This is a genomic window from Cellulomonas uda (assembly GCF_006538705.1).
Lineage (GTDB): Bacteria > Actinomycetota > Actinomycetes > Actinomycetales > Cellulomonadaceae > Cellulomonas > Cellulomonas uda.
In genome coordinates this window covers 42,120-68,796 of sequence record NZ_BJLP01000008.1, presented here as the reverse complement: position 1 = coordinate 68,796, position 26,677 = coordinate 42,120, and the positions used below count along the sequence as shown (strand labels likewise).

The following is a 26,677-nucleotide window of genomic DNA, read 5'->3' as shown; positions in this document are numbered from 1 at the left end:
ACGACGGAGGCCCGGACTGATGGACGGTGGGACGAGGCGCACGACGGTGCGGACCGCGCGCGGTGTCGCGGCGGTGGGCGTCGCGGCGCTCCTGGCGTCGGCCGGGCTGACGGCGTGCACGGCCTCGCCGCCGGGACCGCAGGACGCGGCTCAGGCGCTGGCCACCGCGCTGCAGGGCGGTGACCTGGCGGACGTCACGCTCGACGGCGCGACGCCCCAGCAGGCGCGCCAGCAGCGCGAGGAGGCGTTCGAGCAGGTGGTGGACGCGTTCGGGAAGGACGCGCTGACCGTCACGCTCGTGAGCGCGCAGGAGCACGAGGACGACGACGCGGTCGCGGATGCGGTGCTGCGATGGACGTGGCGCGCGGGCGGCCGGGCTCCCGGTGGCGAGCCGACGGGCGACGCGGACGAGCCGGACGCGGCGACCACGCCGGCCGGGCCGGACGGGCCGGACGGCGGCGCGGCCGCCGGTGCGGCGCGGGACTGGACCTACGAGACGACCGCACGCCTCCAGCGCGACGACGAGGACGTCTGGCACACCACGTGGGCGCCCGCGCTGCTCGCGCCGGACCTCGCGGCCGACGAGCAGATCGTCGTGACGCGCGAGGCGCCCGAGCGGGCGGACGTCCTGGGGGCGGGCGACGAGGTTCTCGTCGAGGCCCGTGACGTCTACCGGATCGGCATCGACAAGACGTTCCTGCCGGCGGACGAGGCCGGCGCGGCGGCACGCGGCCTGGCCGCGGCGCTCGACCTCGACGCCGACGCGTACGCCGCGCGCGTCGAGTCCGCGGGCGAGCGGGCGTTCGTCGAGGCGATCGTCGTGCGCGCGGACGACGGCTACTACGACGTGTCGGCCCTGCGGGAGCTGCCGGGCGTGAACGCGGTGGCCGACTCGATCCCGCTCGCGCCGACGCGCACGTTCGCACGGCCGATCCTCGGCACGGTGGGCGCGGCGACCGCGGAGATCATCGAGAAGTCCGACGGCGCGGTCCAGGCGGGCGACCTGACGGGGCTGTCGGGCCTGCAGCGCCAGCACGAGCAGCAGCTGCGCGGCACGCCGGGGCTGCGGATCGAGGCGCGCGCGGTCGAGGGCAGCCCGCGCGAGGGGGAGGTGCGCGCGCTGTTCACCGTGCCGCCCGTGCCGGGCGAGCCGCTGCGCACGACGCTCGACTCGCTCGTGCAGCAGTCGGCGGAGAGCATCCTGGCGGACGTGGGGCCGGCGTCCGCGATCGTCGCGATCCGCCCGTCGACGGGTGAGGTGATCGCCGCCGCGAGCGGCCCGGGCGGTGGGGGCATGTCGACGGCCACGCTCGGGCAGTACGCGCCCGGGTCCACGTTCAAGGTCGTGAGCGCGCTCGCGCTGCTGCGCGCGGGGATGACCCCGGACAGCGAGTTGACCTGCGCGGACGGGGTGACCGTTGACGGTCGGCGGTTCGACAACTTCCCCGACTACCCGGCCGACGCGCTGGGCGAGGTGCCGCTGCGCACGGCGTTCGCGCACTCGTGCAACACGGCGTTCATCGGCGCGCGCGACGAGGCGCCGCAGGACGCGGTCGTCGACGCCGCGGGCTCGCTGGGCCTGCTGCCGGCGCAGTCGCTGGGCTTCGCCTCGTTCCTGGGTGCGGTGCCGTCCGAGTCGGACGGGACGGACCACGCGGCGACCATGATCGGCCAGGGCCGCGTGCTCGCGTCTCCGCTGGGGATGGCGGTCGTCGCGGCGTCGGTCGCGGCGGGGCGCACGGTCACGCCGGTGCTCGTCGTGGACGGCGCGACAGGTGCGGCAGGTGGGTCCGGCTCGGCCGACGACGCCGACACCGCGGCGGACGCGACGGACGACGAGGCGACCTCGGGTGACGAGGAGTCGGGGAGCGCGAGCGAGGAGCCGCGCCCGCACGTGGACCTCACCGCCGACGAGGGTGCCGCGCTGCGCGCGCTCATGCGCGGGGTCGTCACCGAGGGCGGTGCGGGGTTCCTCAAGGACGTGGCGGGGCCGGACGTGCTGGCCAAGACGGGCACCGCGCAGTTCGGCCCGGTCGACGCGCTCAAGAACCACGTGTGGATGATCGCGGTCCAGGGCGACCTGGCGGTCGCGGTCTTCGTCGACGAGGGCGAGTACGGCTCGACGACGGCAGGTCCGCTGCTCACCCGGTTCCTCACGTCCCCGCCGGTCGTCGCGCTCGAGCGCTGACGCCGTGTCCCGCTCGCCGGGTGGCGTGGGTGGGTGGCACGCTGCGGGCAGCCCCGACGCGCACGACCGGAGGACCTCATGACACGCCCGCCTGTACAGCCCCCCTACGCGCCCGGTGGCCCGACGTGGCTGCGTCCCCTGCCCGGTACGGACCTCACGGTGTCGGCGGTGACGCTGGGGGGCGGACCGCTGGGGAGCATGCCGGGCCTGTTCGGCCGCGAGGTGAGCGCCGAGGAGGGCGTGGCGACGGTGCTCGCGGCGTTCGACTCGCCGATCCGCACGATCGACACGTCGAACGGCTACTCGGACGGGGAGAGCGAGCGGCGGATCGGTGCCGCGATCGGCCTCGCGGACGGGCTGCCCGAGGGCGTCGTCGTGATCACGAAGGTCGACCCGCGCGGCTCCGACTACTCGGGTGCGCGGGTGCGCGCGTCGGTCGCGGAGAGCAGGCAGCGGCTCGGGCTCGACACGCTGCCGCTCGTGCACCTGCACGACCCGGAGGGGCACGACTTCGACGCGATGACGGCCCCGGGCGGCGCGGTGGACGCGCTCGTCGAGCTGCGGGAGAGCGGGCAGGTCGGCCGGATCGGGCTCGCGGGCGGTCAGGTGCAGGAGATCGCGCGGTACCTGGAGCTGGGGGTGTTCGACGTCCTGCTGGTGCACAACCGGTGGACGTTGCTGGACCGCAGCGCGGGTCCGTTGGTCGACGAGGCGCGCCGGCGCGGGATGGGTGTGCTCAACGCGGCGGTGTACGGCGGGGGCATCCTCGCGGCGCAGCAGGGCGGGCCGACGACATACGGGTACCGGCCGGCCCCGCCGGAGGTGCTCGAGGCGGCGGCGCGCATGCGGGAGGCGTGCGCGGCGCACGGCACGGACATCGCGACCGCGGCGCTGCAGTTCTCGCTGCGCGACGAGCGGTTCGCCTCGACGGTCGTCGGGATGAGCCGGCCGGCGCGGGTGACGGCGACGGTCGAGGCGGCGGCGCGGGCCGTGCCGGACGCGCTGTGGCCCGAGCTCGAGGCGCTGCTGCCGCCGGCGCACGTGTGGCTGGACGCCCGGTAGGCAGCGCGCGCAGCGCCGGGTGTGCGCGCGCACACGACACGTGACACCGGCTGCCACGGGGGACGATCCTGGACGAAGCGGGCGGACGGGGCGGCTTGCGGTGGGCCGAACGGGTGATTTATCGGTGTGCCCGTATTTTCGCGGTTCGGGGCACTTGGCCCCGGAAGTCTTCTGAACTACCTTCGGTGCTGTCAGCGATAACGGCAAACCCTCCGCGAGGAGGGGACGCAAAGCCACGGGACCCTCGACGGTCAGCCGGGCTACCGAACAGACAGGACCGCAGATGGATCAGATCGGCTTTCCCCCCGCCGAGTCCTCGCAGTCTCCCGCCCTCCAGCCCGCCACCCCCCTGGTCCGAGTCCAGGCGTGGGCCGCGCTGGCCGCCACCCGCGGGGGTCTGACGACCGTCCCGACGCAGCTCGAGCGCACCGCCGCCTGAGACGTCGACGAAGAGCCGGTACGCGCTGCTGCGTGCCGGCTCTCGTCATGCCCGGCGGTCGGCGTGAGCCTGGTGGGCTCAGACCTGGGTGGGCTCAGAGCTGGGTGGGCTCAGGGCTCGGTGAGCTCAGAGCTCGCCGACGCGCTGCAGGTGGCGCATCGCGACCCACCCGATCGGGATGCGCACCCAGTAGGTGACGACGCGGAACAGCACCGCGATGGACAGCGCGACACCGGGGTTGATGCCGGTCACGGCGGACAGGGACGCGGCGAGCGCGGCCTCGATGGCCCCCATGCCGCCGGGGGTCGGGACGAGCGCACCGGCCGTGTTGCCGGTGAGGTAGATGATCGCGACCTGGATGAGGCTCGCCTGCTGCCCGAACGCGGCGAGGCAGGCGTCGAACGCGAGCACGAACCCGAGCGTCATGATGAGGTTCCCGGCGACGGCGACGGCGAGCCGCCACGGCCGGCCGAGGATGTCGACGAGGCGCGGCCAGATCTGGCGCAGCGTGGGGCGGATCTTCGCCATGACCCACTGCCGGACCTTGGGCACCAGCAGCGACGCGGCGACGAGCACGGCGACGAGCGCGACGATCAGCAGCACCTCGGGTGACACGGGCAGCGCCGACCCGCTGCTGCCGCCGGACAGCACGGACAGCACGACGAGCATCACGACGGTGACGACGAGCTGGCTGACCTGCACCATCGTCACCGTCGCGGCGGCCAGGGTCGTGGAGACGCCGCGCCTGGTGAGCATGCGCAGGTTGAGCGCGGCGGGGCCGATGCCGGCGGGGGCGGCGAGCGCGACGAAGTTGGACGCGGCCTGCACCTGCAGCGTGCGCCAGAACGGCAGGCGCACGGGGGAGAACGCGGTGAGGGCGAGCCCGGCGCCGACGATGGTCAGCAGGCCGAGCGCGAACGCGATGGCGGTCCAGCGCCAGTCGCTCGTCGAGAGCGCGCTCGTGATCTGGTCGATGTTGATGCGGGTGACGAGCAGCAGCACGACGAGGATGGGCAGGACGATCGTGAGGATCGACCGCGCCCCGAACCGCACGAGCTGCTGGGGCTCGACGTCGGCCTCGGGGATCCGTGCGACGATCGCGGCGCGCAGGTCGGACAGCACCTTGCGGTGGCGGCGCACCTGGGTGCGGGTGCGTTCGGGCAGCGTGATGCCCTGCAGCAGCGGGCCGACGGCGGCGACGTCGTCGTCGTCGAGCGACTCGGCCGCGGACTGCAGCGCGCGCTCGACCCCGACGCGCAGGGCGAGCAGCGCGAGCATCTGGGTGAGGTCCATGCGCCGCGCGAGCTCGGACGACGCGACGTAGCCGTTCTCCCAGCCGACGACCCACACGATGGGGGTGCCGAGCAGGTCCTCGACGAGCACGGTGTCGGACGTGAGCGCGCGGTGCGCGATCCCGGCCTCGTGCGCGGTGCGCAGCTGCGCCCAGATCTCGCGGAGCACGTCGTCGGTGAGCGCCTCGTCGGGCAGCTCGGTGAGGGGCACGGCGGTGCCGGGGTGCGCCTGGACCAGGAGCATGGAGTCCTGGGCCTCGGCGACGCGCAGCAGCTCGGGGGTGCGCACGCCCGCGGCGCGGGCGGCGTAGCTGAGCAGCGCGGTGCGCTCGGCGGTCTGCCGCAGCGACTGCACGGACCGGCCCTCGAGGCCGCGCAGGCGCACGGACCGCCACACGCGCGAGACCATGCCCGCGACCTGGCGGTCGCCGTCGATGACTACGAGGTCGAGGCGGGGTCCGTCGTCGGTCGTCAGCTCGTAGGTGCGGTAGCCCGTGGAGCGGACGAGCGCACGGGCGGCCGCGTCGTCGGGTGCGGGGGGCGGCGCGACCGAGTGCACCCCGTCGGTGGTCCCGTCGGCGGACCCGGCTGCTTGGTCAGCTGCCTGGTCAGCGGCCTGGTCAGCGGCCTGGCCGGCGGGCTGGTGGGTGGTCTCGTCGTCGCGCTCCGGGTCGTCGTCGGCGGCGATGCGCCGCAGCCGCACGGGCTCGTAGCCGGCCCGCCGCACGCCCGCGACGAGGCTCGCGCCGTACGCGCGCTCGCTGCGCACGCCGGAGACGTACCGCACGACGAGCCCGCACAGCCGCCCGAGCAGGAGCGCCACGGCGAGCCCCGCGAGCGAGACCTGCGCGGTGATGAGGAGCACGCCCACGGCGATCCACACGGCCCGCCACGACCAGGCGACGGAGCGTCGGCGCTGGCGCGGGCCGCTGACGGTGAGCAGGCTCGCGAGCATCGCGACGTACGCGGGGATGGTGAGCTCCCACGTGCCGCCGATCCGCACGGACAGGCCGCGCACGAGCTCGTCGGACCCGACGCCCTGGACGACGAGCACGACGCCCGCGGTGACGGCGACGGCGAGGGCCGCCGCGATGATCGCCTCGATGAGCTGGCGGCCGAGCCGGCGCAGCGCGAGCTCGATGCCGACCGCGAGCGGCACGACGAGCGTCACGAACCCCTCGAGCACCTGCACGGGCACGAACAGGATGCGGCGCAGCAGCGTGGCGAACCCCTGCACGTCCTCCGCGACGCCCGTGGTGGTGTGCTGCGCGTAGGTCGCGAGCACCATGACGACGGCGACGCCGAGCGCGGACAGGATCGTGGAGATCAGGTCGCTGGGGTGGTGCACGCGGACGGTCGGCTGGTCGTCGACGACGATCGTCGCCGCCTCGGCCTCGGCGCGGGCGCGGGTCGCGCGGTCGTCGTCGGGGTCGGGCAGGCCGGGGATGCCGGGCTCGTCGTCGGGCGTCGCGGCCGGCCGGCCGGCACCGTGCGCGGTCGCGACGGGCAGCGGCGTGACGAGGCCGTCCGCCGCCGCGGCGGGTCGCGACGACGCGGACCCGGCCGACTCCCGCGAAGACATGACCGCGAGTCTAAGGCGGTGGTGCGCCGCCGCCCGCGGTTCGGGGCGGTTGTCGCCCGTTCGTCCCGGTACGGGTCTACGGTGGCGACAAGGCGGTCGGTGGCGAGGGCGGTCGGGTGGTGACCGTGACCTGCGGCGACCGGCGGCTCGACGGCCGGGGGCCGGCGGGGTGGGCCAGGTCGTGGCGCACGTCGCCACGGGAGGGGAGCGCTCGTGAGCACCGTGATCGTCCAGAGCGGCCGTTCGACGGACCCGGGGCTGCGCCGGGTCTGGTGGTTGCCCCTGCTGCGGGGTGTGGTCCTGCTCGCGCTGGGCCTGCTGATGGTGTTCCACCCGCTCGAGACGCTGACCGCGGTCGCCTGGACCATCGGGGTGTTCGCCGTGGTCGACGGCGTGCTGCTCGTCCTGCAGGCGCTCGTGGAGCGCCCGCCGGGTGCGACGGGGTGGCAGGTCCTGGTGGGGCTGGTCGTGGTGGGGCTGGGCGTCCTGGTGATGGCGTGGCCGCATCCGACGGTGCTCGTGCTGTTCTACGTGGTGACCGCGTGGATCCTCGTGGTCGGGATCGTGGGGGTGGTCGCGGCCGTGGTGCTGCGCCGGCAGGACGACGACTCCGCGTTCCCGGCGCTCGCGGTCGGCCTGGTGAACCTGGCGATCGGTCTGCTGCTCGCGTTCAACCCGCAGCAGTCGCTCGCGGTGGGCATGGTCCTGTTCGGGGTGTTCGCGCTGGTCGCGGGCGTGCTGCTGGTGGTGAGCGCGTTCGCGGTGCGCTCGTGGTCCCGCCGCGTCGTGCTCGACTAGCTAGTCGAGGCCCAGGCTCGTGAGCCATGCGCCGGGGATGAGCGCGTACCCGACGAACACGACGAGGTCCATGACGGTGTGGGCGACGACGAGCGGCATGACGCGTCGTCGGCGCCGGTAGTACTCGGCGAACACCAGGCCCATCACGACGTTGCCGACGAACGGCCCCCACCCCTGGTACAGGTGGTAGGAGCCGCGCAGGAGCGCGCTCGCGGCGACGACGAGCGGCGCGCTCCAGCGCAGCTCGCGCAGGCGCTCCATGAGGTAGCCGACGGCGACGACCTCCTCGAGCAGCGCGTTCTTGAGCGCGAGCGCGACGAGCAGCGGGATGGTCCACCAGTGGTCGTCGATCGTCGTCGGCTGGACCTGCACGGTGATGCCGACGGCGCGGCCGACGGCGTAAAGCCCGAGGCCGGGGATGCCGATGAGCGCCGCGAGGCCGACCCCGACGCCGAGGTCGCGCCAGGGGCGGGCGGCCGTGAGGCCGATGCGCCGTGTCGCGGAGCGGCCGCCGGCAGAGAGCAGGTAGAGCGCGAGGGCGACGGGCACGAGCGCGAAGCCGATGGACAGCACCTGGTAGAGCACGTCGAGCCAGGGGCGTGGGTTGAGCGGCGCGTTGATGGTGGTGCTCTGGTCGGCGAGCGGGGGGCCCGCGGTCATGCGGTCGAGGATCGCGACGAGCGCGTACACCCCCGACCGGCCGAGCGAGAGGCCGAGCACGATCCAGATCTCGACCGTGAGCCGGCGCCGCACCGCGCGCTCGGAGACGGGTGGCGTCCCGGGCGTCGGGGCGGTGGTGGCGGGCATGGGGGCACGGTAGCCGCCGCGGCCGTGCGGGACGACGGCGAGGGGGTCTTGCGCGGTTTGCCTGGATGCGCGCAAACTGGTTTGCGACACAAACCACGGGTCCCGACGACGGGACCGGGCGCAGGGGAGGGGCGATGGACGACGACGACACCACCGGGACACCGCTGGGCACCGAGGAGGCGCTCGCGATCATCGCGGACCAGCGTGCGGCTGCGGCCCGCACGCAACCCTCCGCCCCGTTGCTGTTCGGCGTGTGGGGCACCGCGTGGGTGCTCGGCTACGGCCTGCTGTGGCTCTCGGTCGGCGAGGACGAGCTGTGGGCCGCGTGGGCGGCGGTCGTCGCCGGTCTGGTGATCGTCGCCGCGATGGTCGTCACGGCGTGGCACAGCGTCACGCGCACGCACGGCATCCGGGGCCGCAGCGCGCAGCAGGGCGCGATGTACGGCTGGGGCTGGTTCCTCGGCTTCCTCGGCCAGGGCGTGACCGTCGCGGCCCTTGCCGACGCCGGTGCCTCGCGCGAGGTCGTCGGCCTCGCCGCCAACGCGATCGCGTCGCTCGTCGTCGGCCTGCTCTACATCGCGGGCGGTCTGATGTGGCGCGCGACCGCGATGTACGCGCTCGGCGCCTGGATCCTCCTGGCCGGTGCGGCCAGCGCCTTCGCGGGGATCCCCGGCTCGTACGCGGTGCTCGCGCTCGCGGGCGGCGGCGGGATGCTCGTCGCGGCGCTCGTGACGCGCGTGCGGGACGGGCGGTCCCGTGCCTGACGACGCGCTCGACCCGGTCATCCACGCACCGGCCCGGCTGCGGGTCGTCGCGACCCTCGTGGGCCTCGGCGGCGGCGACCGCATCTCCTTCCCCCGCCTGCGCGGCATGCTCGACATGACCGCGGGGAACCTGTCCACCCACCTGCGACGCCTCGAGGAGGCGGGCTACGTGACCATCACCAAGACCTACGAGGGCCGGTCCCCCGCGACGTACGTCGCGCTCACCCCGGCCGGGCGCCTCGCGTTCGACGTCTACGCGCAGCGGCTGCGCGAGCTCCTCGGGAGCGGACGGTGACGCGCGACGAGCACGTCGTCGTCGCCGACCACGTCACGCGCCGGTTCGGCGCGGTCGTGGCGCTCCACGACGTGTCGCTGAGCGTCGGCCAGGGCGAGCTCGTCGGGCTGCTCGGCCCCAACGGTGCGGGCAAGACCACGCTGCTCAGCCTCGTGGCCGGGCTGCGCAAGCCCGACGCGGGCACGGTCCGGCTGTTCGGTGGGGACCCGCGCGACGCGCGCTCGCGGCTCTCGCTCGGCACCACACCGCAGGAGACCGGGCTGCCGTCGACGCTGCGCGTGCAGGAGGTCGTCGCGCTCGTCGCGGGCCACTACGCCGCGCCCATGCCCACGGGTGAGCTGCTCGAGCGGTTCGGGCTCCAGGACCTCGCGCGGCGGCAGACGGGCGGGCTGTCGGGCGGGCAGAAGCGACGGCTCGCGGTCGCGCTCGCGCTCGTGGGCCGCCCCCGGCTCGTGCTGCTCGACGAGCCCACCACGGGCCTCGACGTCGAGGGCCGGCACGTGCTGTGGCAGGCGCTGCGCGACTACCACGCCGAGGGCGCGACAGTGCTGCTGACGAGCCACTACCTCGAGGAGGTCGAGGCGCTCGCGCACCGGGTCGTGGTCGTCGGGCACGGGCGCGTGCTCGCGGACGGCGGGCTGGCGGACGTGGTCGCGCTCGTCGCGCGGCGCCGCGTGCTGGTGACCGTGCCGGCCGACGCGCTGCCCCGCCTCGAGCGCCTGCCCGGGGTCGAGGTCCTCGAGGCCGCCGGGCGGCCCGAGGGCGTGCGGGTCACGCTGCTCGCGGCCGATGCCGACGAGCTCGTGCGCACGCTCGTCGGGCAGGACGCGCCGTTCCGTGACCTCGAGGTGCGCGGCGCGTCCCTCGAGGAGGCGTTCCTCGCGCTCACCGCGAGCGACGGGGTGCTCGAGCCCGGACGCGCCGCCGCCGAGCCCGTCCAGGAGGTCCGGTCATGACCGTCACCCACGCCCCCGTCCCCGGCCCGGCGCCCGTGCGCGCCGCGCGCCCGCCCGCGCTGTGGCGGCTCGTCTGGCTGCACGCGCGGCTCGGCTTCGTCGAGACGGTGCGCATCCCGATCGCCGTGATCGGCAACCTGCTGTTCCCCGCGCTCGCGCTGCTGTTCTTCGTGGTCCCCCAGCGCGAGGTCGCGCAGGACCCGGTCGGCGCGCTCGTCGCGGTCGCGCAGCTCGGCACGTTCGCGGTGATGTCGACGTGCCTGTTCTCGTTCGGCGCGGGAGTCTCGGAGGACCGCGCGCAGCCGTTCGACCCGTACCTGCGGACGCTGCCGGCCGGTCCGGGGGCGCGGCTGACGGGCCGCGTGCTCAACGGTCTGCTGTGGTCGTACTGCGCGCTCGCGCCGGTCGTGCTCGTCGGGTGGCTGCTCACCGCGGCCGAGCTGCGGTGGGAGCAGGCGCTGCAGTGCGTCGCGCTCGTCGTCGGCGTCGCGGTGCCGTTCCTGCTGCTGGGCCTCGCGATCGGGTATCGGCTGTCCGCGAAGGCCGCGATCGCGGTCGTGCAGGCGGTGCTGTTCCCGCTCGCGTTCGCCGGCGGGCTGTTCATGCCGCCGCAGGTGTTCCCCGACTGGCTCGACAGGTTGTCGATGGCCCTGCCGTCGCGGGCCGTGCGGGACCTCGTCGTGCAGGTCACCGCGGGCGTCGAGGCCTACCCGCTCGCGCTGCCCGTGCTGCTCGGCTGGACCGCGCTGTTCGCGGCCCTCGCCGTGCTGGCGTACCGGGCCGACGAGGGCCGCCGGTTCCGCTGACCCGCGGTGCGGGCAGGCGGGCCGGCGGCCCGGGCGGGCGTCAGGAGAACGTGCGCAGGCGCAGGGAGTTCGTCACGACGAGCACCGACGAGGCCGCCATCGCGGCACCGGCGATCATCGGGTTGAGCAGGCCGAGCGCCGCGAGCGGGATCGCCGCGACGTTGTAGGCGAACGCCCAGAACAGGTTCTGCTTGATGATCCGCAGCGTGCGGCGCGACAGCCGGATCGCCTGCGCCGCGGACCGCAGGTCGCCGCGCACGAGCGTGACGTCCGCAGCCTCGATCGCGACGTCCGTCCCCGTGCCCATCGCGAGGCCCAGGTCGGCGGTCGCCAGGGCGGCCGCGTCGTTGACCCCGTCGCCCACCATCGCGACCTGGCGGCCCTCGGCCTGCAGGCGGCGCACCACCTCGACCTTGTCCTCGGGCAGCACGTGCGCCACCACCTCGTCGATGCCGACCTCCCGCGCGACCGCGTGGGCGGCGCCCGCGTTGTCGCCCGTGAGCAGGACGGGCCGCAGGCCGAGTGCCCGCAGCTCGTCGACCGCGTCGCGTGAGGTGTCCTTGAGCGGGTCGCGGACGACGAGCGTCGCGCGGGCGCGGCCGTCCCACGCCACCATGACGGCGGTGGCGCCGTCGGCCTCGGCGGCGTCGAAGCCCGCGGTCAGCTCCGCGGTGTCGACGCCCTGCTCGGCGAGCCACGCCGGGCGTCCGACGAGCACGCGACGCCCGAGCCCGACGCCCGCGTGGGCGGTGCGGACCACGCCCACGACGCCCCGACCGGCGACCGCGGCGAAGTCGTACACCTCGTCCGACCCGATCTGTACACCGTCCGCGCCGACGCCCTGCGGCTGAGCGTCCAGCCCTTGCTCCGCCCCCAGCCCCTGCGCCTGCGCGCCCATGCCCTGCGCGTCCGCGCCAGCGGGTGCCGGCGACGTCCCGCGGGCGTCCCACGCCGCCACGACCGCCTGGCCGATCGGGTGCTCGGCCTGCCGCTCGACCGCCGCGGCGAGCCGCAGCGCCTCGTCGGCCGCGCGCTCGTCGTGACCCGCGGGGAGCAGGACGTCCGTGAGGGCCATCCGACCCTGCGTCACGGTCCCGGTCTTGTCGAGCACCACGGTGTCGACCCGACGCGTGCGCTCGAGCACCTGGGGACCCTTGATGAGGATGCCGAGCTGCGCCCCGCGGCCCGTGCCCACCAGCAGCGCGGTCGGCGTCGCGAGGCCCAGCGCGCACGGGCACGCGATGATCAGCACCGCGACCGCGGCGGTGAACGCCGCCTGGGCGCCCGCACCCGTCGCCAGCCACACCACGAGCGTGCCGAGCGCGAGCACCAGCACGACGGGCACGAACACGGCCGAGATCCGGTCCGCCAGGCGCTGCACCGGCGCCTTGCCGGTCTGCGCCTGCGCGACGAGCCGGCCGATCTGCGCGAGCCGCGTGTCCGCACCCACGCGCGTCGCCCGCACGACCAGCGCGCCCGAGGAGTTCACCGTCGCGCCCGTGACCTCGTCGCCCGGCCCGACCTCGACCGGCACGGGCTCGCCGGTGAGCAGCGACGTGTCCAGCGCGGACGTCCCGGACACGACGACGCCGTCGGTCGCGACCTTCTCGCCCGGCCGCACCGCGAACTCGTCGCCCACGCGCAGCCGGTCCACCGGCACGCGCTGCTCGGTGCGGCGCCCGTCCGGGCCGGTCACGACGAGCGCGACGTCCTTCGCGCCCAGGTCGAGCAGCGCGCGCAGCGCGTCACCCGCGCGGCGGCGCGAGCGGTGCTCGGCGAACCGACCCGCGAGCAGGAACGTCGTCACGACCGCCGCGACCTCGAAGTACAGCTCGGGCACCTCGCCCATGTCCATGCCCGAGGCCGCACGCGGCCACAGCGTCGGCGTCATCGTGATGCCCAGCTCGCCCGTGCCGCCGAGCAGCAGCGCCCACAGCGACCAGGACGTGGCCGCGATGATCCCGATGCTCACGAGCGTGTCCATGGTCGACGCGCCGTGCCGGGCCGCGCGGGCCGCGGCGCGGTGGAACGGCCAGGCGGCCCACGTCGCCACGGGCAGCGCGAGCGCCGCCACCACCCACTGCCAGCCGCGGAACTGCGTCACGGGGACCATCGACAGCACGACGACCGGGACGGTCAGCACCGCCGCGACGACGAGCCGTCGCCGCAGGTCCGCGCCGCGCGCGTCGGTGGGTGCCGACGTGTCCTCGTCGGCGGACATGTCGTGACCCGGCGCCATCGCGTGCGCCGACAGCGCGTGCTCGGCGAGCATCGCGTCGCTCGTCGACCCGCGCCCGTCGTGCTCGCCGGACGCGTGCTCGCCGGACATGTGCTCGCCGGACGAGTGCTCGCCGGACGAGTGCTCGCCGGGCGCGTGCTGGCCGGGCGCGTGCTGGTCGGGCGTGTGCCCGTGCGCCGGGTGACCCGTCACCGCCGGCGAGCCGACCGGCGACGTCACGCGCGCGTCGTAGCCCGCGGCGCGCACGGCGGCCACGAGGTCGTCGGGTGTGACGGACGGGTCGACGCCCTCGACGTGCGCGGACTCGAGCGGCAGGTTCACGCTCGCGGTGACCCCGGGCAGGCGCTGGAGACGCTTCTCGACGCGTGCGACGCACGACGCGCACGTCATGCCCTCCACGGCGAGGTCGACCACGAGGGTCGGTGCCCCGCGGGTGCCGGGCTGCTGGTCGGTGCTCATGCTCCGCCTCCGGGTTCGTGCGGTCGGTTCCTGCGGTCTGTTCGTGCGGTCGGGTCGTGCGGTCTGTTCGTGAGGTCGGGTCGTGCGGCGGTCAGCGCCGTCGCGGCGCGGGGCTCACAGCAGCGAGCGCCGCGGGGTCAGCGCGTAGCCGGCCTCGTCGACGGCCGCGGCCACAGCCTCGTCGGGCAGCGGAGCCTCGGACGTCACGGTGACCTGCGACGAGCCGCCGACGACGAGGTCGACCGCGACGTCGCTCACGCCGGGGATGGCCTGGAGCTCGGTGGTGACGTGCTGGACGCAGTGCGCGCAGGTCATGCCGTCGACGCCGAACGTGGTGGTGGTCATGGGTTCTCTCCTCGGTGCGGTGGAGCGTGCGGTGGGGGTGGTGCGGGGGTGCAGCCGGTGTCTCAGCTGCGCACGAGGCGGGCGATCGCGTCGGCCGCCTCCTTGACCTTGGCCTGCCCCTCGTCGGGGTCGCGCCGGGCGGCGTCGACGACGCAGTGGCCGAGGTGGTCCTCGACGAGCCCGATGCTCACGGCCTGCAGCGCCTTGGTCACGGCCGCGATCTGCGTGAGCACGTCGATGCAGTAGACGTCCTCGTCGACCATGCGGGCGATGCCCCGGACCTGCCCCTCGATGCGGCGCAGGCGCTTGAGGTAGTCGTCCTTGTCAGTGGTGTAGCCGTGCATGCGTGCCTCCTCGTCGACGCCAACCACCATACCCCCGTGGGGTATTCCTGACGCGATCCGAAGGTCCCGACCTGCCCGGAATGTGGACTGGTCTGGACGGGATATCGGAGACCTGGCCAGAATTCCGAGCGTTCTGATCGGGCAACTCGGAATAGGCCGGGTCCCGAGTCTCATGACCAGGGAGCACACCCACCATGACGTCCCCCCACCGCAGGCACCTCGCCCGCCCGTCGTCCCGCCTGGCCGCGGCGCTCGTCGCCGCGTCGCTCCTGGCCCTGGCGGGGTGCAGCTCGTCCGGCGACGCCGCGGCCGGCGACGGCACCGGCGACGGCACGGGTGACGGCACGGGTGGTGCGGCGAGCGCCACGATCGACCTCGTCGGCTTCGCCGTCATCCAGTCCGCCTACGACGACCTCGCCGAGCAGTTCGCGCAGACCGACGAGGGCAAGGGCGTGAAGGTCAAGGGATCGTTCGGCGCGTCCGGCGCGCAGTCGCGCGCCGTGATCGCCGGCCAGGACGCCGACCTCGTCGCGCTGTCGCTCACGCCGGACGTCGACGCCATCGTCGACGCGGGCCTGGTGGCTCAGGACTGGGACGCCGACGAGAACAAGGGCATCGTGTCCGACTCGGTCGTCGTCCTCGCGGTCCGCAAGGGCAACCCGAAGAACATCACCGGCTGGGACGACATCGTGCAGCCGGGTGTCGGCATCGTCACGGCCGACCCGGGCACGTCGGGCTCCGCCAAGTGGAACCTGCTCGGCGCGTACACGCACGGCCTGGGCGCGGACGAGGACGAGGCGGCAGCCGAGGAGTTCCTCGGCAAGTTCATCGGCAACGTCGTGAGCTGGAACGACTCGGGCCGCACCGCGACCGACGCGTTCGTCAAGGGCACGGGAGACGTGCTGATCTCCTACGAGAACGAGGCGATCGCGGCGCGCGCCGCGGGCGTCGAGCTCGACTACGTCGTCCCCGAGACCACGTTCCTCATCGAGAACCCCGCCGCCGTCACGACGAGCGCCTCGCAGGCCGCCAAGGACTTCCTCGAGTTCGTCAGGTCCGACGAGGGTCAGGCCGTCCTCATCGAGCACGGCTTCCGCTCGCCGTCGGGCGTGGAGCCCACCGTGGACGTCGAGGGCGCGAACGACCCGGCGAACCCGTTCCCGGACGCCACGATCTGGACCGTCGAGGACCTGGGCGGCTGGAGCGTCGTGAACGACACGCTGTTCGACAAGGAGACCGGCCTCGTCGCGGAGCTGCGCGGCTGATGTCCCTCGTCGCACAGGTCGACCGGGCGACGCGCCCCGCCTCCGGGCGGGGGCGTCGCCCCGGCGAGCTCACGGGCGGCGCGGCGCTCGGGCTCGGCGTCGGCGTCCTGTGGCTCAGCCTGCTGGTGCTGCTGCCCGTCGCCGCGATCGTCTCGACCGCGTTCGACGACGGCCTCGGCGGGTTCTGGGACGCCGTCACGGACCCCGAGGCGCTCGCCGCGATCCGGTTCACGGTGGGCGCCGCCGCGTTCGTCACGCTCGTCAACGCGGTCGTCGGCACGCTGATCGCGTGGGTGCTCGTGCGCGATCGGTTCCCCGGCAAGCGGGTCCTCGAGGTCGTCATCGACATCCCGTTCGCGCTGCCGACGATCGTCGCCGGCCTCGTCCTGATCACGCTGTACGGCCCGAGCGGGCCGTTCGGGATCAACCTCGTCGGTACGCGGGCGGGCGTCGTGCTCGCGCTGCTGTTCGTCACGCTGCCGTTCGTCGTGCGGTCCGTGCAGCCCGTCCTCATCGACGCCGACCGTGAGGTCGAGCAGGCCGCCGCGTCGCTCGGGGCGAGCGGGTTCACGATCTTCCGGCGCGTGATCCTGCCGACCGTCACGCCGGCCGTGGTCTCGGGCGCCGCCCTGAGCTTCGCGCGTGCGCTCGGCGAGTTCGGGTCGGTCATCCTCATCTCCGCCAACCTGATCGGCAAGACCCAGGTGTCGTCGTCCTACATCCTCAAGATGATCGAGTCGCAGGAGACGGTCTCGGCGGCCGCGGTCGCCACGCTCCTGCTCGTCGTCGCCGTCGTCGTGCTCGTGGTGCTCGACGTCCTCCAGCGCCGGACGGCCCGCCGTGGCTGACGTCCTGACGCCGGACCCGTCCGCCCCGGCAGCGGCCTCGCGTCCCGCCGCCCGGCCCCCGGTCGACCCGCGCGTGCGCCGCGCCCGGCGCCGCACCACGCGCACCGCCTGGCTGCTGCGGCTCGTCGCGGTCGGCTACGTGCTCGCGCTCGTCGCGCTGCCCGTCGCGTCCGTCGTGCAGCACACGTTCGCCGACGGCGTCGCGCCCGTGCTGGACGTGCTGACGTCCGAGGACTTCCTCGCCGCGCTGCGGCTCACCGCCGTCGTCGCGGGCGTCGCCGTCGCGCTCAACACCGTGTTCGGCGTCGGGATGGGCTACCTGCTCGTGCGCTACCGGTTCTGGGGCCGGCGGTTCCTGTCGGCTGTCATCGACCTGCCGGTGTCGATCTCGCCGATCGTCGTCGGCGTCGCGCTGATCCTCGTCTACGGCACGTACGGCTGGTTCGGCGGAGCGCTCGAGGACGCCGGGATCCGCGTGATCTTCTCGGTGCCGGGGATGGTGCTCGCGACCGTGCTCGTCTCGCTGCCCCTCGTGCTCCGCGAGGTCGTGCCGACCCTCGAGGAGGCCGGCATCGAGCAGGAGCAGGCCGCGCAGTCCCTCGGCGCGAACGCGTGGCAGCGGTTCTGGCGCATCACGCTCCCGACGATCCGGTGGGCGCTCGCGTACGGCGTCGCGCTGAGCCTCGCGCGCTCGCTCGGCGAGTTCGGCGCGGTGCGCGTCGTGTCCGGGTCCGTCGCGGGCGAGTCCCAGACGCTCACGCTCTACGTCAACGACTCGTACCAGGAGTTCGGGGCCGACGCGCAGCGGCAGGCGTTCGCCGCCGCGTTCGTGCTCATGACGGTCGCCGTCGTGCTGATCGTCGTCATCGCCGCGCTGCGGCCCGAGGAGGACAAGGCATGAGCCGCACGACCACCCCCGCGCACCGCCCCGACGCGCTCGCGGGCGGCCCGTCCGGCATCGTCGTGCGCGGCGTGCACCGCCGGTTCGGCGACTTCGTCGCGCTCGAGGACGTCGACCTCGAGGTGCGGCCCGGTGGGCTGACCGCACTGCTCGGCCCGTCGGGCGGCGGCAAGTCCACGCTCCTGCGGATCATCGCCGGCCTCGACCACCCGGACTCCGGGAGCGTGGAGATCGGCGGGCGCGACGCGACGTTCCTGCCGCCGCAGCGCCGGTCCGTCGGCTTCGTGTTCCAGCACTACGCGGCGTTCACGCACCTGACGACGGCGCGCAACGTCGCGTTCGGGCTCGAGATCCGCAAGCGCCCCAAGGCCGAGGTGCGCGACCGCGTCGCCGAGCTGCTCGAGCTCGTGCACCTCGAGCACCTCGCCGACCGGCTGCCGTCCCAGCTCTCGGGCGGCCAGCGCCAGCGCATGGCACTGGCCCGCGCGCTCGCCGTGCAGCCCGAGGTGCTGCTGCTCGACGAGCCGTTCGGCGCGCTCGACGCGCAGGTCCGCAAGGAGCTGCGCGACTGGCTGCGGCGCCTGCACGACGAGGTGCACGTGACCACCCTGTTCGTCACGCACGACCAGGAGGAGGCGCTCGAGGTCGCCGACGAGATCGTCGTCATCAACGACGGTCGCATCGAGCAGGTCGGCACACCCGGCGAGCTCTACGACCACCCGGCGAACCCGTTCGTCATGTCGTTCCTCGGCCCGGTGACCCGGCTCGGCGGCGCGCTCGTGCGACCGCACGACATCGAGGTCCTCACCGACGACCGCGCCGGGGCCGTGCGGGTCGAGGTCACCAGGCTGCTGCGTGTCGGGTACGAGGTGCGCGCCGAGACGCGGGCCGACGACGGCTCGACGCCGTGGGTGCAGCTGACGCGCGCGCAGGTCACCGAGCTCGGGCTCGTCGAGGGCCGCACCGTGTGGCTGCGCCCGCTCGTCGACACCCCGTTCCCCGCCGCCGGGCTGCCCGCGGACGCCTCCGGCCCCGTCGCCGGCCCCGCCGCCGGGTGTCCCGACCGGGTGCCGGCCTGACGCGATGCCCGTGCACATCTCCGCGAAGGTCGACTACGCCGTCCGCGCGCTCCTGCTGCTCGCCGAGCGCGCGCCGGACCTGGTGACGGCCGAGGCGCTGTCGACCGAGCAGGACCTGCCGCGTGAGTACGCCGAGCAGATCCTCACCGAGCTGCGCAAGCTCGGGTACGTCGTCTCCAAGCGCGGTGCGCGGGGCGGGTTCCACCTCGCGCGGCCGGCCGACGAGGTGCTCGTCGGACCCGTCGTCGCGGCGTTGGAGGGGCCGTTCGTCACCGTGCGCGCAGCCCCGCCCGACCGCCTCGAGTACCGCGGCGTCGCGCAGCACCTGCCCACCCTGTGGGGCGCGATCGACGAGACGCTGCATGGCGTGCTCGACCACGTGACGCTCGCGGACCTGCTCGCGGGCCCGGTGCTCGACGTCCGCGAGGGCGCCGCGGGCTGACCGCGCAGGTGGGGCCGGGCGCGGCGGCGTGCGGGCCCGGGACCCGCGGACGGCACAATGGGCCCATGCGGGTCTCGGCGAAGGCGGACTATGCGGTGCGCGCGTGCGCGGAGCTGGCGGCGAGCCCGCAGGGGCACCCGGTCGCGGTCGAGACCCTCGCGGCGGGTCAGGGGCTGCCGACGAGCTTCCTCGAGCGGATCCTGGGCGACCTGCGCCGCGGCGGCGTGGTGGTGAGCGTCCGCGGGCGCTCGGGCGGGTACCGGCTCGCGCGGCCCGCCGACCAGATCACGCTCGCGGACGTCATGCGCGCCGCCGAGGGGCCGCTCGTCACGGTGCGCGACGAGCGTCCGCCGTCGCTGACGTACGAGGGGTCGGCGGCGGCGCTGCTGGACGTGTGGGTCGCGCTGCGGGTCGCGGTGCGGGACGTGCTCGACGAGGTGACGATCGCGGCGCTCGTCGCGGGCGACCTCCCGGCGCCGGTGCGGGAGATGCTCGGCCGCGCCGACGCGTGGGAGAACCCCTGACCTGAGACGCGTGCGCGGGCGTGCCGCGGGCGTGCGACGGCGCGCGTCTTGCATGATGGACGGGTCTTGAATATCGAGTTCCCGGGTCGGGATTATCGAGATGTCGGTTCCACCCGCCTCGTCGCCCATCGCCCCGAAGGACCCCGCTCATGCCGCAGCTCCTGCTCCTGGCCGTCGTCGGCCTCGCGGCGCAGCTCGTCGACGGCTCGCTCGGCATGGCGTACGGCGTCACCTCCAGCACGCTCCTGCTCGCGATCGGCACCAACCCCGCCGCGGCGTCCGCCACCGTGCACCTCGCCGAGATCGGCACCACGCTCGCGTCGGGCGTCTCGCACTGGAAGTTCGGCAACGTCGACTGGAAGGTCGTGCGGCGCGTCGGCATCCCCGGCGCGATCGGCGCGTTCCTCGGCGCGACCGTCCTGTCCCGGGTCGCGACCGACCAGGCCGCCCCCGTGATGTCGGGCATCCTGCTCGCGCTCGGCACCTACATCCTGGTGCGCTTCACGTTCAAGGGGCTGCGCAAGGACCGGCTCGGCCAGCCCGTGCGCAAGCGGTTCCTCGCACCGCTCGGCCTGTTCGCGGGCTTCGTCGACGCCACCGGCGGCGGCGGCTGGGGACCGGTCGGCACGCCCGCGCTGCTCGCGTCCGGGCGCATGGAGCCGCGCAAGGTCATCGGCTCGATCGACACGTCCGAGTTCCTCGTGGCGCTCGCCGCCTCGCTCGGCTTCCTGTTCTCGCTCGGCTCGCAGGGCATCGACGTGCGCTGGGTGCTCGCGCTGCTCGTCGGCGGGCTGATCGCCGCGCCCATCGCCGCCTGGCTCGTGCGGATCATCCCGCCGCGGCTGCTCGGGTCGGCCGTCGGCGGCATGATCGTCCTGACCAACACCCGCACGATCCTGCGCTCCGACCTCGTCGGCCTCGGCGGTACCCCCGCGCAGGCGTGGGTGCTCGGTGCGATCGGCGTGGTCTGGGCCGCCGCGGTCGCGTGGTCCGTGCGCGCCTACCGCGCCGAGCGCGCGGCCGAGCGCGCCGCCGCGACCGAGCCCACCCCGGCCCCCGAGCTCGTCGAGGCCTGACCCTCCCCGTCCCCCGCCCCCGCGCCCGCGCTCGTCGCGGCCCGCGGCCGTGCGCCGCAGCGCGGTATGGGTGGAGTTCCGCTCACCTGGCGAGCGTTTCTCCACCCGTCTCGCCCTGACCGGCGCGCTCACCGGGGGAACTACCCGGGCCGTGACTCAACTGTGACCTTCGGGGTGCCGAGAACACCCGTGTGGAAGCGGTGGAGGTCGCCTTCCGGTACGCGGGGCGTTCCGGCCTCCGTGTCGACCGCACCGGCGCGCACCTCGGGCTCGCGACCGGCGAGCGCCGCACCTTCGTCGACGGCTCCGCGCAGCGCGCCGACGTCGTCGCCGCCGCCCTCCTGCTCGTCGCCCGTGTCGCCGCGTCCCGCTTCGACGAGCCCGCCGCACCGCCGGGCCCGGGCGTGCACACCGGCGCCGGGCGGAACCCGCGCGACGACCGCACCGCCCACGGCGACCTCGCCGACCTCGTCGAGCACGCCGACCCGTTCCTGACCACCGGCGACGGGCTCGTGCGGTTCGAGAGCCTCGCCGCGTGCGGGGGCGTCGCCGCGCGCCTCGACCTGCTGCCCGCCGGGCTCGACGTCACGCCGCGTGCGCCGGGCACGACGACGGTCGACCTCGGTCCCCGCGTCCGTGAGCTGCTCGCCGGCCTGCTCCCGCGCGAGCCGCTGCGCGTGAGCGCGAGCGCCGCAGGGCTCGAGGAGCGCTCGTTCGTCGGACGCGTGCAGGAACGCCGCGTGGTCCTGGCCGATCGGTGGGTCCGCTCGCTCACCGCGCTGCCCGTGCTCGCGTCGACCATGCAGCCCCGCGCGCGGCTGTCCGCACGGCATGCCCGCGCGTTCGTGCGCGGCGTGCCCGCCGGCGGGACGGCCTGGCTGCTGCCCGCGCGCGACGGTCTGCGCACCCTGACCGCACCGGCCGGCGACGCGTTCCGCCTCGACGGCGCGTGGCGCCTGCGCGTGCTCGAGCCGCTCGTGCGGCATGCGACCGGCCTGCGCGTGCACGAGCACCGACCCACCGGCACGACCTGGTGGGAGCTCGAGCTGCCGCACGCCCGGCTGGGCCTTGCGCTCAGCGCGCACCCCGGCCGCGCGTTCGCGGACGAGACGCTCACGCAGGCACCGTTCGTCGTCGCCGACCAGCGCGCCGCCGCGGCCGGTCGGCTCGCCTACGACCTGGCCGACGGCCGCTGGTTCGAGCGCACGATCCCCTTCGCCCGCGACCTGCTCACCCCTGACGACCAGGCACCCCCGGAGGACCAGACACCCCCGGAGGGCAAGGGCACGCCCGATGCTCCACCTCGTCTCGACGAGCACGGCGCCCTCGCCCCTCGCGGCCGCCTCCTGGGCTGACCGAGCGGACCGCCGGCCGAGCGGACCGCCGGCCGGGTGAAGCGCCCGCCGGGTGGTCGCCCGCCGGGCCGAGCGCCCAGCGGCGGACGGGGTGGTCAGGCGGGCGGCGTCGCCTCGGCGGCGGCCTGCGCGGCGGCCGGCAGCGCGTTCTCGATGCGCGCGAGCGCCTCGTCGTCGTGCGCGGCCGAGACGAACCACGCCTCGAACGCGGACGGCGGCGCGCTGACGCCCGCGTCGAGCAGCGCGTGGAAGAACGGGGCGTACCGCCAGTGCTCGGAGCCCTGCACGTCGGCGTAGTCGCGCACGCCGTGCTCGGCGACGTCGTCGCCGAACGCGACGGAGAACAGCGAGCCCGCCCACTGCAGCGCGTGCGGCACGCCGGCGTTCGCGAGGGCCTTGGTCACGGACTCGCGCAGGCGCGCGGCGGTCTCGTCGAGGTGACGGTAGACGTCGGCGTCGGCGAGCCGCAGCGTCGCGAGTCCCGCGGCGGTCGCGACGGGGTTCCCGGACAGCGTGCCGGCCTGGTAGACGGGCCCGAGCGGCGCGAGCTGACGCATGACGTCGCGCCGGCCGCCGACCGCGGCGACGGGCAGCCCGCCGCCGACGACCTTGCCGAACGTGAACAGGTCGGGCGACCACCCCTCGCGCAGGCCCTCGAGCCCCCACCAGCCGGAGTAGCCGACGCGGAAGCCGGTGAGCACCTCGTCCTGGACCAGCAGGGCGCCGTGCTCGTGCGTGAGCGCGCGCAGCTCGGCGTTGAAGCCGGGCGCGGGCGGCACGACGCCCATGTTGGCGGGCGCGGCCTCGGTGATGACGGCCGCGATGCGGGGCCCGTGCTGGGCGAACGCGTCACGCACCGCGTCGACGTCGTTGTAGGGCAGCACGATCGTCTCGGCCGCGACGGCCGACGAGACGCCCGCGGACCCGGGCAGCGCGAGCGTCGCGACGCCGGAGCCGGCCTGCGCGAGCAGCGCGTCGACGTGCCCGTGGTAGCAGCCCGCGAACTTCACGACGAGGTCGCGCCCGGTGTAGCCGCGCGCGAGCCGCAGCGCGGTCATGGTCGCCTCGGTGCCGGTCGAGACGAGGCGGACCAGCTCGGCGGCCGGCACGCGGTAGCGGATGGCGTCGACGAGCTCGACCTCGGTCGTCGTCGGCGCCCCGAAGCTCAGGCCGCGTGCGGCGGCCTCCTGCACGGCGGCGACGACCTCGGGGTGCGCGTGGCCGAGCAGCGCCGGCCCCCACGACCCGACGAGGTCCACGTACTGGCGGCCCTCGACGTCGGTGACGTACGCGCCGCGGGCCGACGCGACGAACGGCGGCGTGCCGCCGACCGACCCGTACGCACGCACAGGCGAGCTGACCCCTCCCGGGATCACGGCCTGCGCATGCGCGAACACCTCGGCGTTCGTCGGGCTCATCGGTACTCCTCCGCCAGCCATCCGGCCAGCTCCGTCGCGTGGTACGTGAGGACAGAATCGGCACCCGCGCGGCGGATGCTGAGCACGGACTCGGCTATCGCCCGTTCGCGCTCGATCCACCCGGCCGCCGCGGCAGCCTCGATCATGGCGTACTCGCCGGACACGGCATAGGCCGCGACCGGTACGGGGCTGCTCGCCGCGACGTCGGCCAGCACGTCGAGGTAGGACATCGCCGGCTTCACCATGACGACGTCGGCGCCCTCGGCCACGTCGATGGCCACCTCGCGGGCCGCCTCGCGGCGGTTCGCGGGGTCCATCTGGTAGGTCCGGCGGTCGCCGACGAGCTGCGACTCGACCGCGTCACGGAAGGGGCCGTAGAACGCGCTCGCGTACTTCGCCGCGTAGGCGAGCACGGCGACCTCGTCGTACCCGGCGGCGTCGAGCGCGTCGCGCACGACCGCGACCTGGCCGTCCATCATCCCGGACAGCCCGACGAGGTGCGCCCCCGCGGCGGCCTGCGCGAGCGCCATGTCCGCGTACCGCACGAGCGTCGCGTCGTTGTCGACGCGCCCGTCCGGGGTCAGCACGCCGCAGTGGCCGTGGTCGGTGAACTCGTCGAGGCACAGGTCCGCCTGCACGACGAGCGCGTCGCCCACCTCCGCCGCCGCGACCGCGATCGCGCGGTTGAGGATGCCGTCCGGGTCGGTCGCCCGGCTGCCGACCGCGTCGCGCACCTCGGGCACCGCGAACAGCATGACGCCACCCAGACGGGCGTCGGCCGCCCGGGCGAGCGCGTCCTTGAGCGAGTCGAGCGTGTGCTGCTGGACGCCCGGCATCGACGTGATCGGGCGGGGTTCGTCGAGCCCCTCGCGGACGAACACCGGCAGCACCAGGTGGCGCGGCAGCACGTCGACCTCGCGCACGAGCCGGCGGACGGCGGGCGTCGCGCGCAGCCGGCGGGGCCGGACGCGGCCGGGCCCGGCGACGGCGGCGCCGGAGGGCTGCCCGGTGGATCGGCCGGTCGGCTGCTGGGTGGGCTGCTCGGTGGGCTGGTGGGTGGGCTGCTGGGTGGGCTGCTCGGTGGGGTCGGTGGTCACGGTGTCTCCTGGTGTCCGGTTCGTCCATCCTCCCGGACGGGCGGGGCGGCGACGAGGCCGTCCGACGGGTGAGCGGCGGCCACGAGCGCGGCGACGAGGCCGGCCATGGTCTGCTCGTCGGCGGTCGCGGCGAGCGGCAGGCCGAGGCGGCGGACCTCGGCGGCGGTGGTCGGTCCGATCGCGACGAGCAGCGTGCCGGGCGGCGGCGGGCCGAGGTGCTCGACGAGCGCGCGCACCGTGCTCGCGGAGGTGAGCAGCGCGGCGTGCAGCGCGCCCGTCCGCCACGCGTCGCGCACGTCCTCCGGCGGGGGCGGGGCCGGGACGGTGCGGTACGCGACGACCTCGTCGACCTGCCACCCGCGCGCCCGCAGGCCGTCGGCGACGGTCGACGCGGCGAGGTCGCCGCGGGCGAACAGGACGCGTGCGGGCCGGGTGCCGTCGGCGGGGTGGTCGGTGGGGTGGTCGGTGGGGTGGTCGGCGGTGGACGGGTGGCCGGCGGTCGGGGCGTGGTGCCGGGGCCCGTGCTGCAGGTACCCGTCGTGCGGGTCCGTCCACCCGCGCTGCCCGGGGGCCGGTGGCCACTGGGCAGCGAGGTTCGCACCGGTCGACGGCCCGCGCGGCGTGAGGTCCGTGCCGACGCCCGCGTCGCGCAGCGCCCGGGCGGTGCCCGGGCCGACCGCGGCGACCTGCACCGCGCCGTCCGCGACGAGCGTCGCCAGCGGCCGTCCGGTGGCGGTGGCGCGGGTGTCGAGCACGGGCACGGCGGCACCGCTCGTCACGACGAGCCAGCGGTACCAGCCCGCGCCGAGCGCGAGCAGCGCGTCGTCGACGCGTCCGGTGTCGGCGGGCGGCTCGATCGCGATCAGGGGGACGAGCACCGGCTCGGCCCCGGCGGCGGCGAGCGCCACCGCGGCACCGGACTGCCCGGCGGTCGGGCGCGGCACGAGCACGCGCCACCCGGCGAGCGGCGTGGCGAGCGGTGCGGCGGGCGTCGCGCGCCCGTCGTCGGGCGCGGTCACGAGCGCGGGCCGACGGGGGCGAGGTCCGCGGCACCCCTCTCGAGCAGCAGGTCGGCGAGCTCCGCACCGGCGGCGGCGGCGTCCTGCTCACGGTGGCCGCCCTCGGCGGCCCCGGCCGGCTCGTCGTGCGGGCCGCTGTGCGTGCCGCCGTGTGCGCCGTCGTTCGGGGCGTCCTGCGGGCCCTCGTGCGGCTCGTCGTCGGGCTCGGCACCCTCCCGGACGACGACGGCCGTGCTCGTCAGACCGTGCCGCAGGAGCCGGGTGCCGTCGGTGCGGGCCACCACGGCCTCGAGCTCGAGGCGCGGCCCGTCGACGAGCGCGAGGGCGCCGACCGGTGCGGCGCACCCCGCCTCGAGGCGCGCGAGCAGCGCGCGCTCGGCGGCGACCGCGAGGCGCGTGGGCCGGTGGTCGAGCGCGGCGAGCGCGGTCGCGAGTGCGGCGAGCACGGGCGTGGGCGGGTCGTCGAGGTCGGCGCTGCGCACCTCGACGGCGAGCGCGCCCTGCCCGGGCGCGGGGAGCATGACGTGCGGGTCGAGCGCCTCGGTGACGGCCTCGAGCCGGCCGAGCCGGGCGAGGCCGGCCCGCGCGAGCACCACCGCGTCGAGGTCGCCGGGCCCCGACGACGAGCCCGCGACCCGGCCCAGGCGCGTGTCGACGTTGCCGCGGATGTCGACGACCTCGAGGTCGGGCCGTGCGGCGAGCAGCTGTGCCGCGCGGCGCGGCGACCCGGTGCCGACGCGTGCGCCCGCGGGCAGCTCGTGCAGCCGCAGGCCGTCGCGCGCGCACAGCACGTCCCGCGGGTCCTCGCGCAGCGGGACCGCGGCGATGGTCAGGCCCGGTGCGGGCGCGGTGGGCAGGTCCTTGAGGGAGTGCACCGCGACGTCGCAGCGGCCGTCGAGCAGCGCGTCCCGCAGCGCGGTGACGAACACGCCCGTGCCGCCGAGGGTCGCGAGGCTGCCGGTGAGCCGGTCGCCCTCGGTGCGCACGTGCACGGTCTCGACCTCGAAGCCGCCGAGGCGGGTGAGCGCGTCGGCCACGTGGCCCGTCTGCGTGCGCGCGAGCGTCGACGCTCGTGTACCGATCCGGACCACCGACATGCCAGCAGTGTCCCCCGTCGTGCGCGCGGATGTCGAAATCCGAGCGCTCGTCCGGGCGTGATGACGGAGTGTCAGAAAATGGCGCGTCGTGCATTTTCGCGCGCTCACCAGGAATTGTCAGGACGCCCTCACCGGGAGCCACGGAGAAATGTGTGACGTGGACCCGACAAAGTGTCAGAA

The 26,677-nt window shown here is 75.3% G+C and carries 25 protein-coding genes and 1 riboswitch; of the genes, 16 read left to right on the top strand and 9 right to left on the bottom strand.

Features of this window, described 5'->3' with window-relative positions; translation table 11 throughout:
- The first annotated feature begins 46 nt into the window (after nt 1-46).
- The 3 genes from CUD01_RS03840 to CUD01_RS16405 all read left to right on the top strand — a co-directional run bounded on the left by CUD01_RS03840 (nt 47) and on the right by CUD01_RS16405 (nt 3,689).
- Nucleotides 47-2,188, top strand: a complete 2,142-nt coding sequence (locus CUD01_RS03840; RefSeq protein WP_244937643.1) for a penicillin-binding transpeptidase domain-containing protein — start codon at nt 47-49, stop codon at nt 2,186-2,188.
- A gap of 78 nt (nt 2,189-2,266) precedes the next feature.
- Nucleotides 2,267-3,250, top strand: coding sequence for an aldo/keto reductase (locus CUD01_RS03835; protein ID WP_141318861.1), 984 nt, complete (start codon nt 2,267-2,269; stop codon nt 3,248-3,250).
- A 192-nt stretch (nt 3,251-3,442) separates the two neighbouring features.
- Nucleotides 3,443-3,518: riboswitch (cyclic di-GMP riboswitch) on the top strand.
- A gap of 15 nt (nt 3,519-3,533) precedes the next feature.
- Nucleotides 3,534-3,689 (top strand): hypothetical protein, encoded by a 156-nt coding sequence (locus tag CUD01_RS16405; protein ID WP_157732631.1) that lies wholly within the window; start codon nt 3,534-3,536, stop codon nt 3,687-3,689.
- 126 nt (nt 3,690-3,815) lie between these two features.
- Here the strand turns inward: CUD01_RS16405 and CUD01_RS03830 are convergent, their stop codons facing one another.
- Nucleotides 3,816-6,563 (bottom strand): flippase-like domain-containing protein, encoded by a 2,748-nt coding sequence (locus CUD01_RS03830; RefSeq protein WP_141318859.1) that lies wholly within the window; start codon nt 6,561-6,563, stop codon nt 3,816-3,818.
- 213 nt (nt 6,564-6,776) lie between these two features.
- Here CUD01_RS03830 and CUD01_RS03825 point away from each other — a divergent pair, with 213 nt between their 5' ends.
- Nucleotides 6,777-7,361 carry an HdeD family acid-resistance protein gene (locus CUD01_RS03825; protein WP_232514498.1) on the top strand — a complete coding sequence of 195 codons (585 nt, stop codon included), beginning with the start codon at nt 6,777-6,779 and terminating at the stop codon, nt 7,359-7,361.
- Here CUD01_RS03825 and CUD01_RS03820 read toward each other — a convergent pair whose 3' ends face one another.
- On the bottom strand, nt 7,362-8,168 hold the full coding sequence (locus CUD01_RS03820) for a CPBP family intramembrane glutamic endopeptidase (protein WP_141318857.1): 807 nt from the start codon (nt 8,166-8,168) through the stop codon (nt 7,362-7,364).
- A 134-nt stretch (nt 8,169-8,302) separates the two neighbouring features.
- On the opposite strand from CUD01_RS03820, the gene CUD01_RS03815 reads away from it, so the two are divergent.
- From CUD01_RS03815 to CUD01_RS03800, 4 genes are read left to right on the top strand one after another with little or no spacing between them, the layout of a single operon-like run.
- A complete protein-coding gene (locus CUD01_RS03815) occupies nt 8,303-8,932 on the top strand; it encodes a hypothetical protein (protein ID WP_141318855.1) in 630 nt (209 codons plus the stop codon).
- Complete coding sequence (locus CUD01_RS03810; RefSeq protein ID WP_141318853.1) at nt 8,925-9,227, top strand: transcriptional regulator; 303 nt, start codon at nt 8,925-8,927, stop codon at nt 9,225-9,227. The genes CUD01_RS03815 and CUD01_RS03810 overlap by 8 nt, the downstream gene beginning before the upstream one ends.
- Nucleotides 9,224-10,183, top strand: coding sequence for an ABC transporter ATP-binding protein (locus CUD01_RS03805; RefSeq protein WP_141318851.1), 960 nt, complete (start codon nt 9,224-9,226; stop codon nt 10,181-10,183). The genes CUD01_RS03810 and CUD01_RS03805 overlap by 4 nt, the downstream gene beginning before the upstream one ends.
- A complete protein-coding gene (locus CUD01_RS03800; protein ID WP_141318849.1) occupies nt 10,180-10,989 on the top strand; it encodes an ABC transporter permease in 810 nt (269 codons plus the stop codon). The genes CUD01_RS03805 and CUD01_RS03800 overlap by 4 nt, the downstream gene beginning before the upstream one ends.
- Before the next feature lie 40 nt (nt 10,990-11,029).
- On the opposite strand, the gene CUD01_RS03795 is transcribed toward CUD01_RS03800, so the two are convergent.
- The 3 genes from CUD01_RS03795 to CUD01_RS03785 all read right to left on the bottom strand — a co-directional run bounded on the left by CUD01_RS03795 (nt 11,030) and on the right by CUD01_RS03785 (nt 14,376).
- Nucleotides 11,030-13,687 (bottom strand): heavy metal translocating P-type ATPase, encoded by a 2,658-nt coding sequence (locus CUD01_RS03795; protein ID WP_141318847.1) that lies wholly within the window; start codon nt 13,685-13,687, stop codon nt 11,030-11,032.
- Between the two features lie 114 nt (nt 13,688-13,801).
- Complete coding sequence (locus CUD01_RS03790; RefSeq protein ID WP_094181380.1) at nt 13,802-14,032, bottom strand: heavy-metal-associated domain-containing protein; 231 nt, start codon at nt 14,030-14,032, stop codon at nt 13,802-13,804.
- 62 nt (nt 14,033-14,094) lie between these two features.
- Nucleotides 14,095-14,376 carry a metal-sensitive transcriptional regulator gene (locus CUD01_RS03785; protein WP_094181379.1) on the bottom strand — a complete coding sequence of 94 codons (282 nt, stop codon included), beginning with the start codon at nt 14,374-14,376 and terminating at the stop codon, nt 14,095-14,097.
- A 194-nt stretch (nt 14,377-14,570) separates the two neighbouring features.
- Between CUD01_RS03785 and CUD01_RS03780 the strand changes: the two genes are divergently transcribed.
- The 8 genes from CUD01_RS03780 (at nt 14,571) to CUD01_RS03745 (ending at nt 21,866) form a co-directional block, all read left to right on the top strand.
- A complete protein-coding gene (locus CUD01_RS03780; protein WP_141318845.1) occupies nt 14,571-15,641 on the top strand; it encodes a sulfate ABC transporter substrate-binding protein in 1,071 nt (356 codons plus the stop codon).
- Nucleotides 15,641-16,489 carry a sulfate ABC transporter permease subunit CysT gene (gene cysT, locus CUD01_RS03775; RefSeq protein WP_141318843.1) on the top strand — a complete coding sequence of 283 codons (849 nt, stop codon included), beginning with the start codon at nt 15,641-15,643 and terminating at the stop codon, nt 16,487-16,489. The genes CUD01_RS03780 and cysT overlap by 1 nt, the downstream gene beginning before the upstream one ends.
- The gene (locus tag CUD01_RS03770) at nt 16,482-17,390 is read left to right on the top strand and encodes a sulfate ABC transporter permease (RefSeq protein ID WP_307722663.1); all 909 of its coding nucleotides are present in this window, start codon (nt 16,482-16,484) and stop codon (nt 17,388-17,390) included. Before cysT ends, CUD01_RS03770 begins: the two co-directional genes overlap by 8 nt.
- On the top strand, nt 17,387-18,469 hold the full coding sequence (locus CUD01_RS03765) for a sulfate/molybdate ABC transporter ATP-binding protein (protein ID WP_141318841.1): 1,083 nt from the start codon (nt 17,387-17,389) through the stop codon (nt 18,467-18,469). The genes CUD01_RS03770 and CUD01_RS03765 overlap by 4 nt, the downstream gene beginning before the upstream one ends.
- 10 nt (nt 18,470-18,479) lie before the next feature.
- A complete protein-coding gene (locus CUD01_RS03760) occupies nt 18,480-18,911 on the top strand; it encodes an RrF2 family transcriptional regulator (protein WP_141318879.1) in 432 nt (143 codons plus the stop codon).
- 65 nt (nt 18,912-18,976) lie between these two features.
- Nucleotides 18,977-19,435, top strand: coding sequence for an RrF2 family transcriptional regulator (locus CUD01_RS03755; RefSeq protein ID WP_094181378.1), 459 nt, complete (start codon nt 18,977-18,979; stop codon nt 19,433-19,435).
- A gap of 149 nt (nt 19,436-19,584) precedes the next feature.
- A complete protein-coding gene (locus CUD01_RS03750) occupies nt 19,585-20,511 on the top strand; it encodes a sulfite exporter TauE/SafE family protein (protein ID WP_141318839.1) in 927 nt (308 codons plus the stop codon).
- 191 nt (nt 20,512-20,702) lie between these two features.
- The gene (locus tag CUD01_RS03745; protein ID WP_141318837.1) at nt 20,703-21,866 is read left to right on the top strand and encodes a hypothetical protein; all 1,164 of its coding nucleotides are present in this window, start codon (nt 20,703-20,705) and stop codon (nt 21,864-21,866) included.
- 95 nt (nt 21,867-21,961) lie between these two features.
- On the opposite strand, the gene hemL is transcribed toward CUD01_RS03745, so the two are convergent.
- From hemL to hemC, 4 genes are all read right to left on the bottom strand, one after another.
- Nucleotides 21,962-23,284, bottom strand: coding sequence for a glutamate-1-semialdehyde 2,1-aminomutase (gene hemL, locus CUD01_RS03740; RefSeq protein ID WP_141318835.1), 1,323 nt, complete (start codon nt 23,282-23,284; stop codon nt 21,962-21,964).
- Nucleotides 23,281-24,237 carry a porphobilinogen synthase gene (gene hemB, locus CUD01_RS03735; protein WP_243861072.1) on the bottom strand — a complete coding sequence of 319 codons (957 nt, stop codon included), beginning with the start codon at nt 24,235-24,237 and terminating at the stop codon, nt 23,281-23,283. The genes hemL and hemB overlap by 4 nt, the downstream gene beginning before the upstream one ends.
- 140 nt (nt 24,238-24,377) lie before the next feature.
- Nucleotides 24,378-25,400 carry a uroporphyrinogen-III synthase gene (locus CUD01_RS03730; RefSeq protein WP_141318831.1) on the bottom strand — a complete coding sequence of 341 codons (1,023 nt, stop codon included), beginning with the start codon at nt 25,398-25,400 and terminating at the stop codon, nt 24,378-24,380.
- Nucleotides 25,397-26,497 carry a hydroxymethylbilane synthase gene (gene hemC, locus CUD01_RS03725; RefSeq protein WP_141318829.1) on the bottom strand — a complete coding sequence of 367 codons (1,101 nt, stop codon included), beginning with the start codon at nt 26,495-26,497 and terminating at the stop codon, nt 25,397-25,399. Before hemC ends, CUD01_RS03730 begins: the two co-directional genes overlap by 4 nt.
- Nucleotides 26,498-26,677 lie beyond the last annotated feature (180 nt).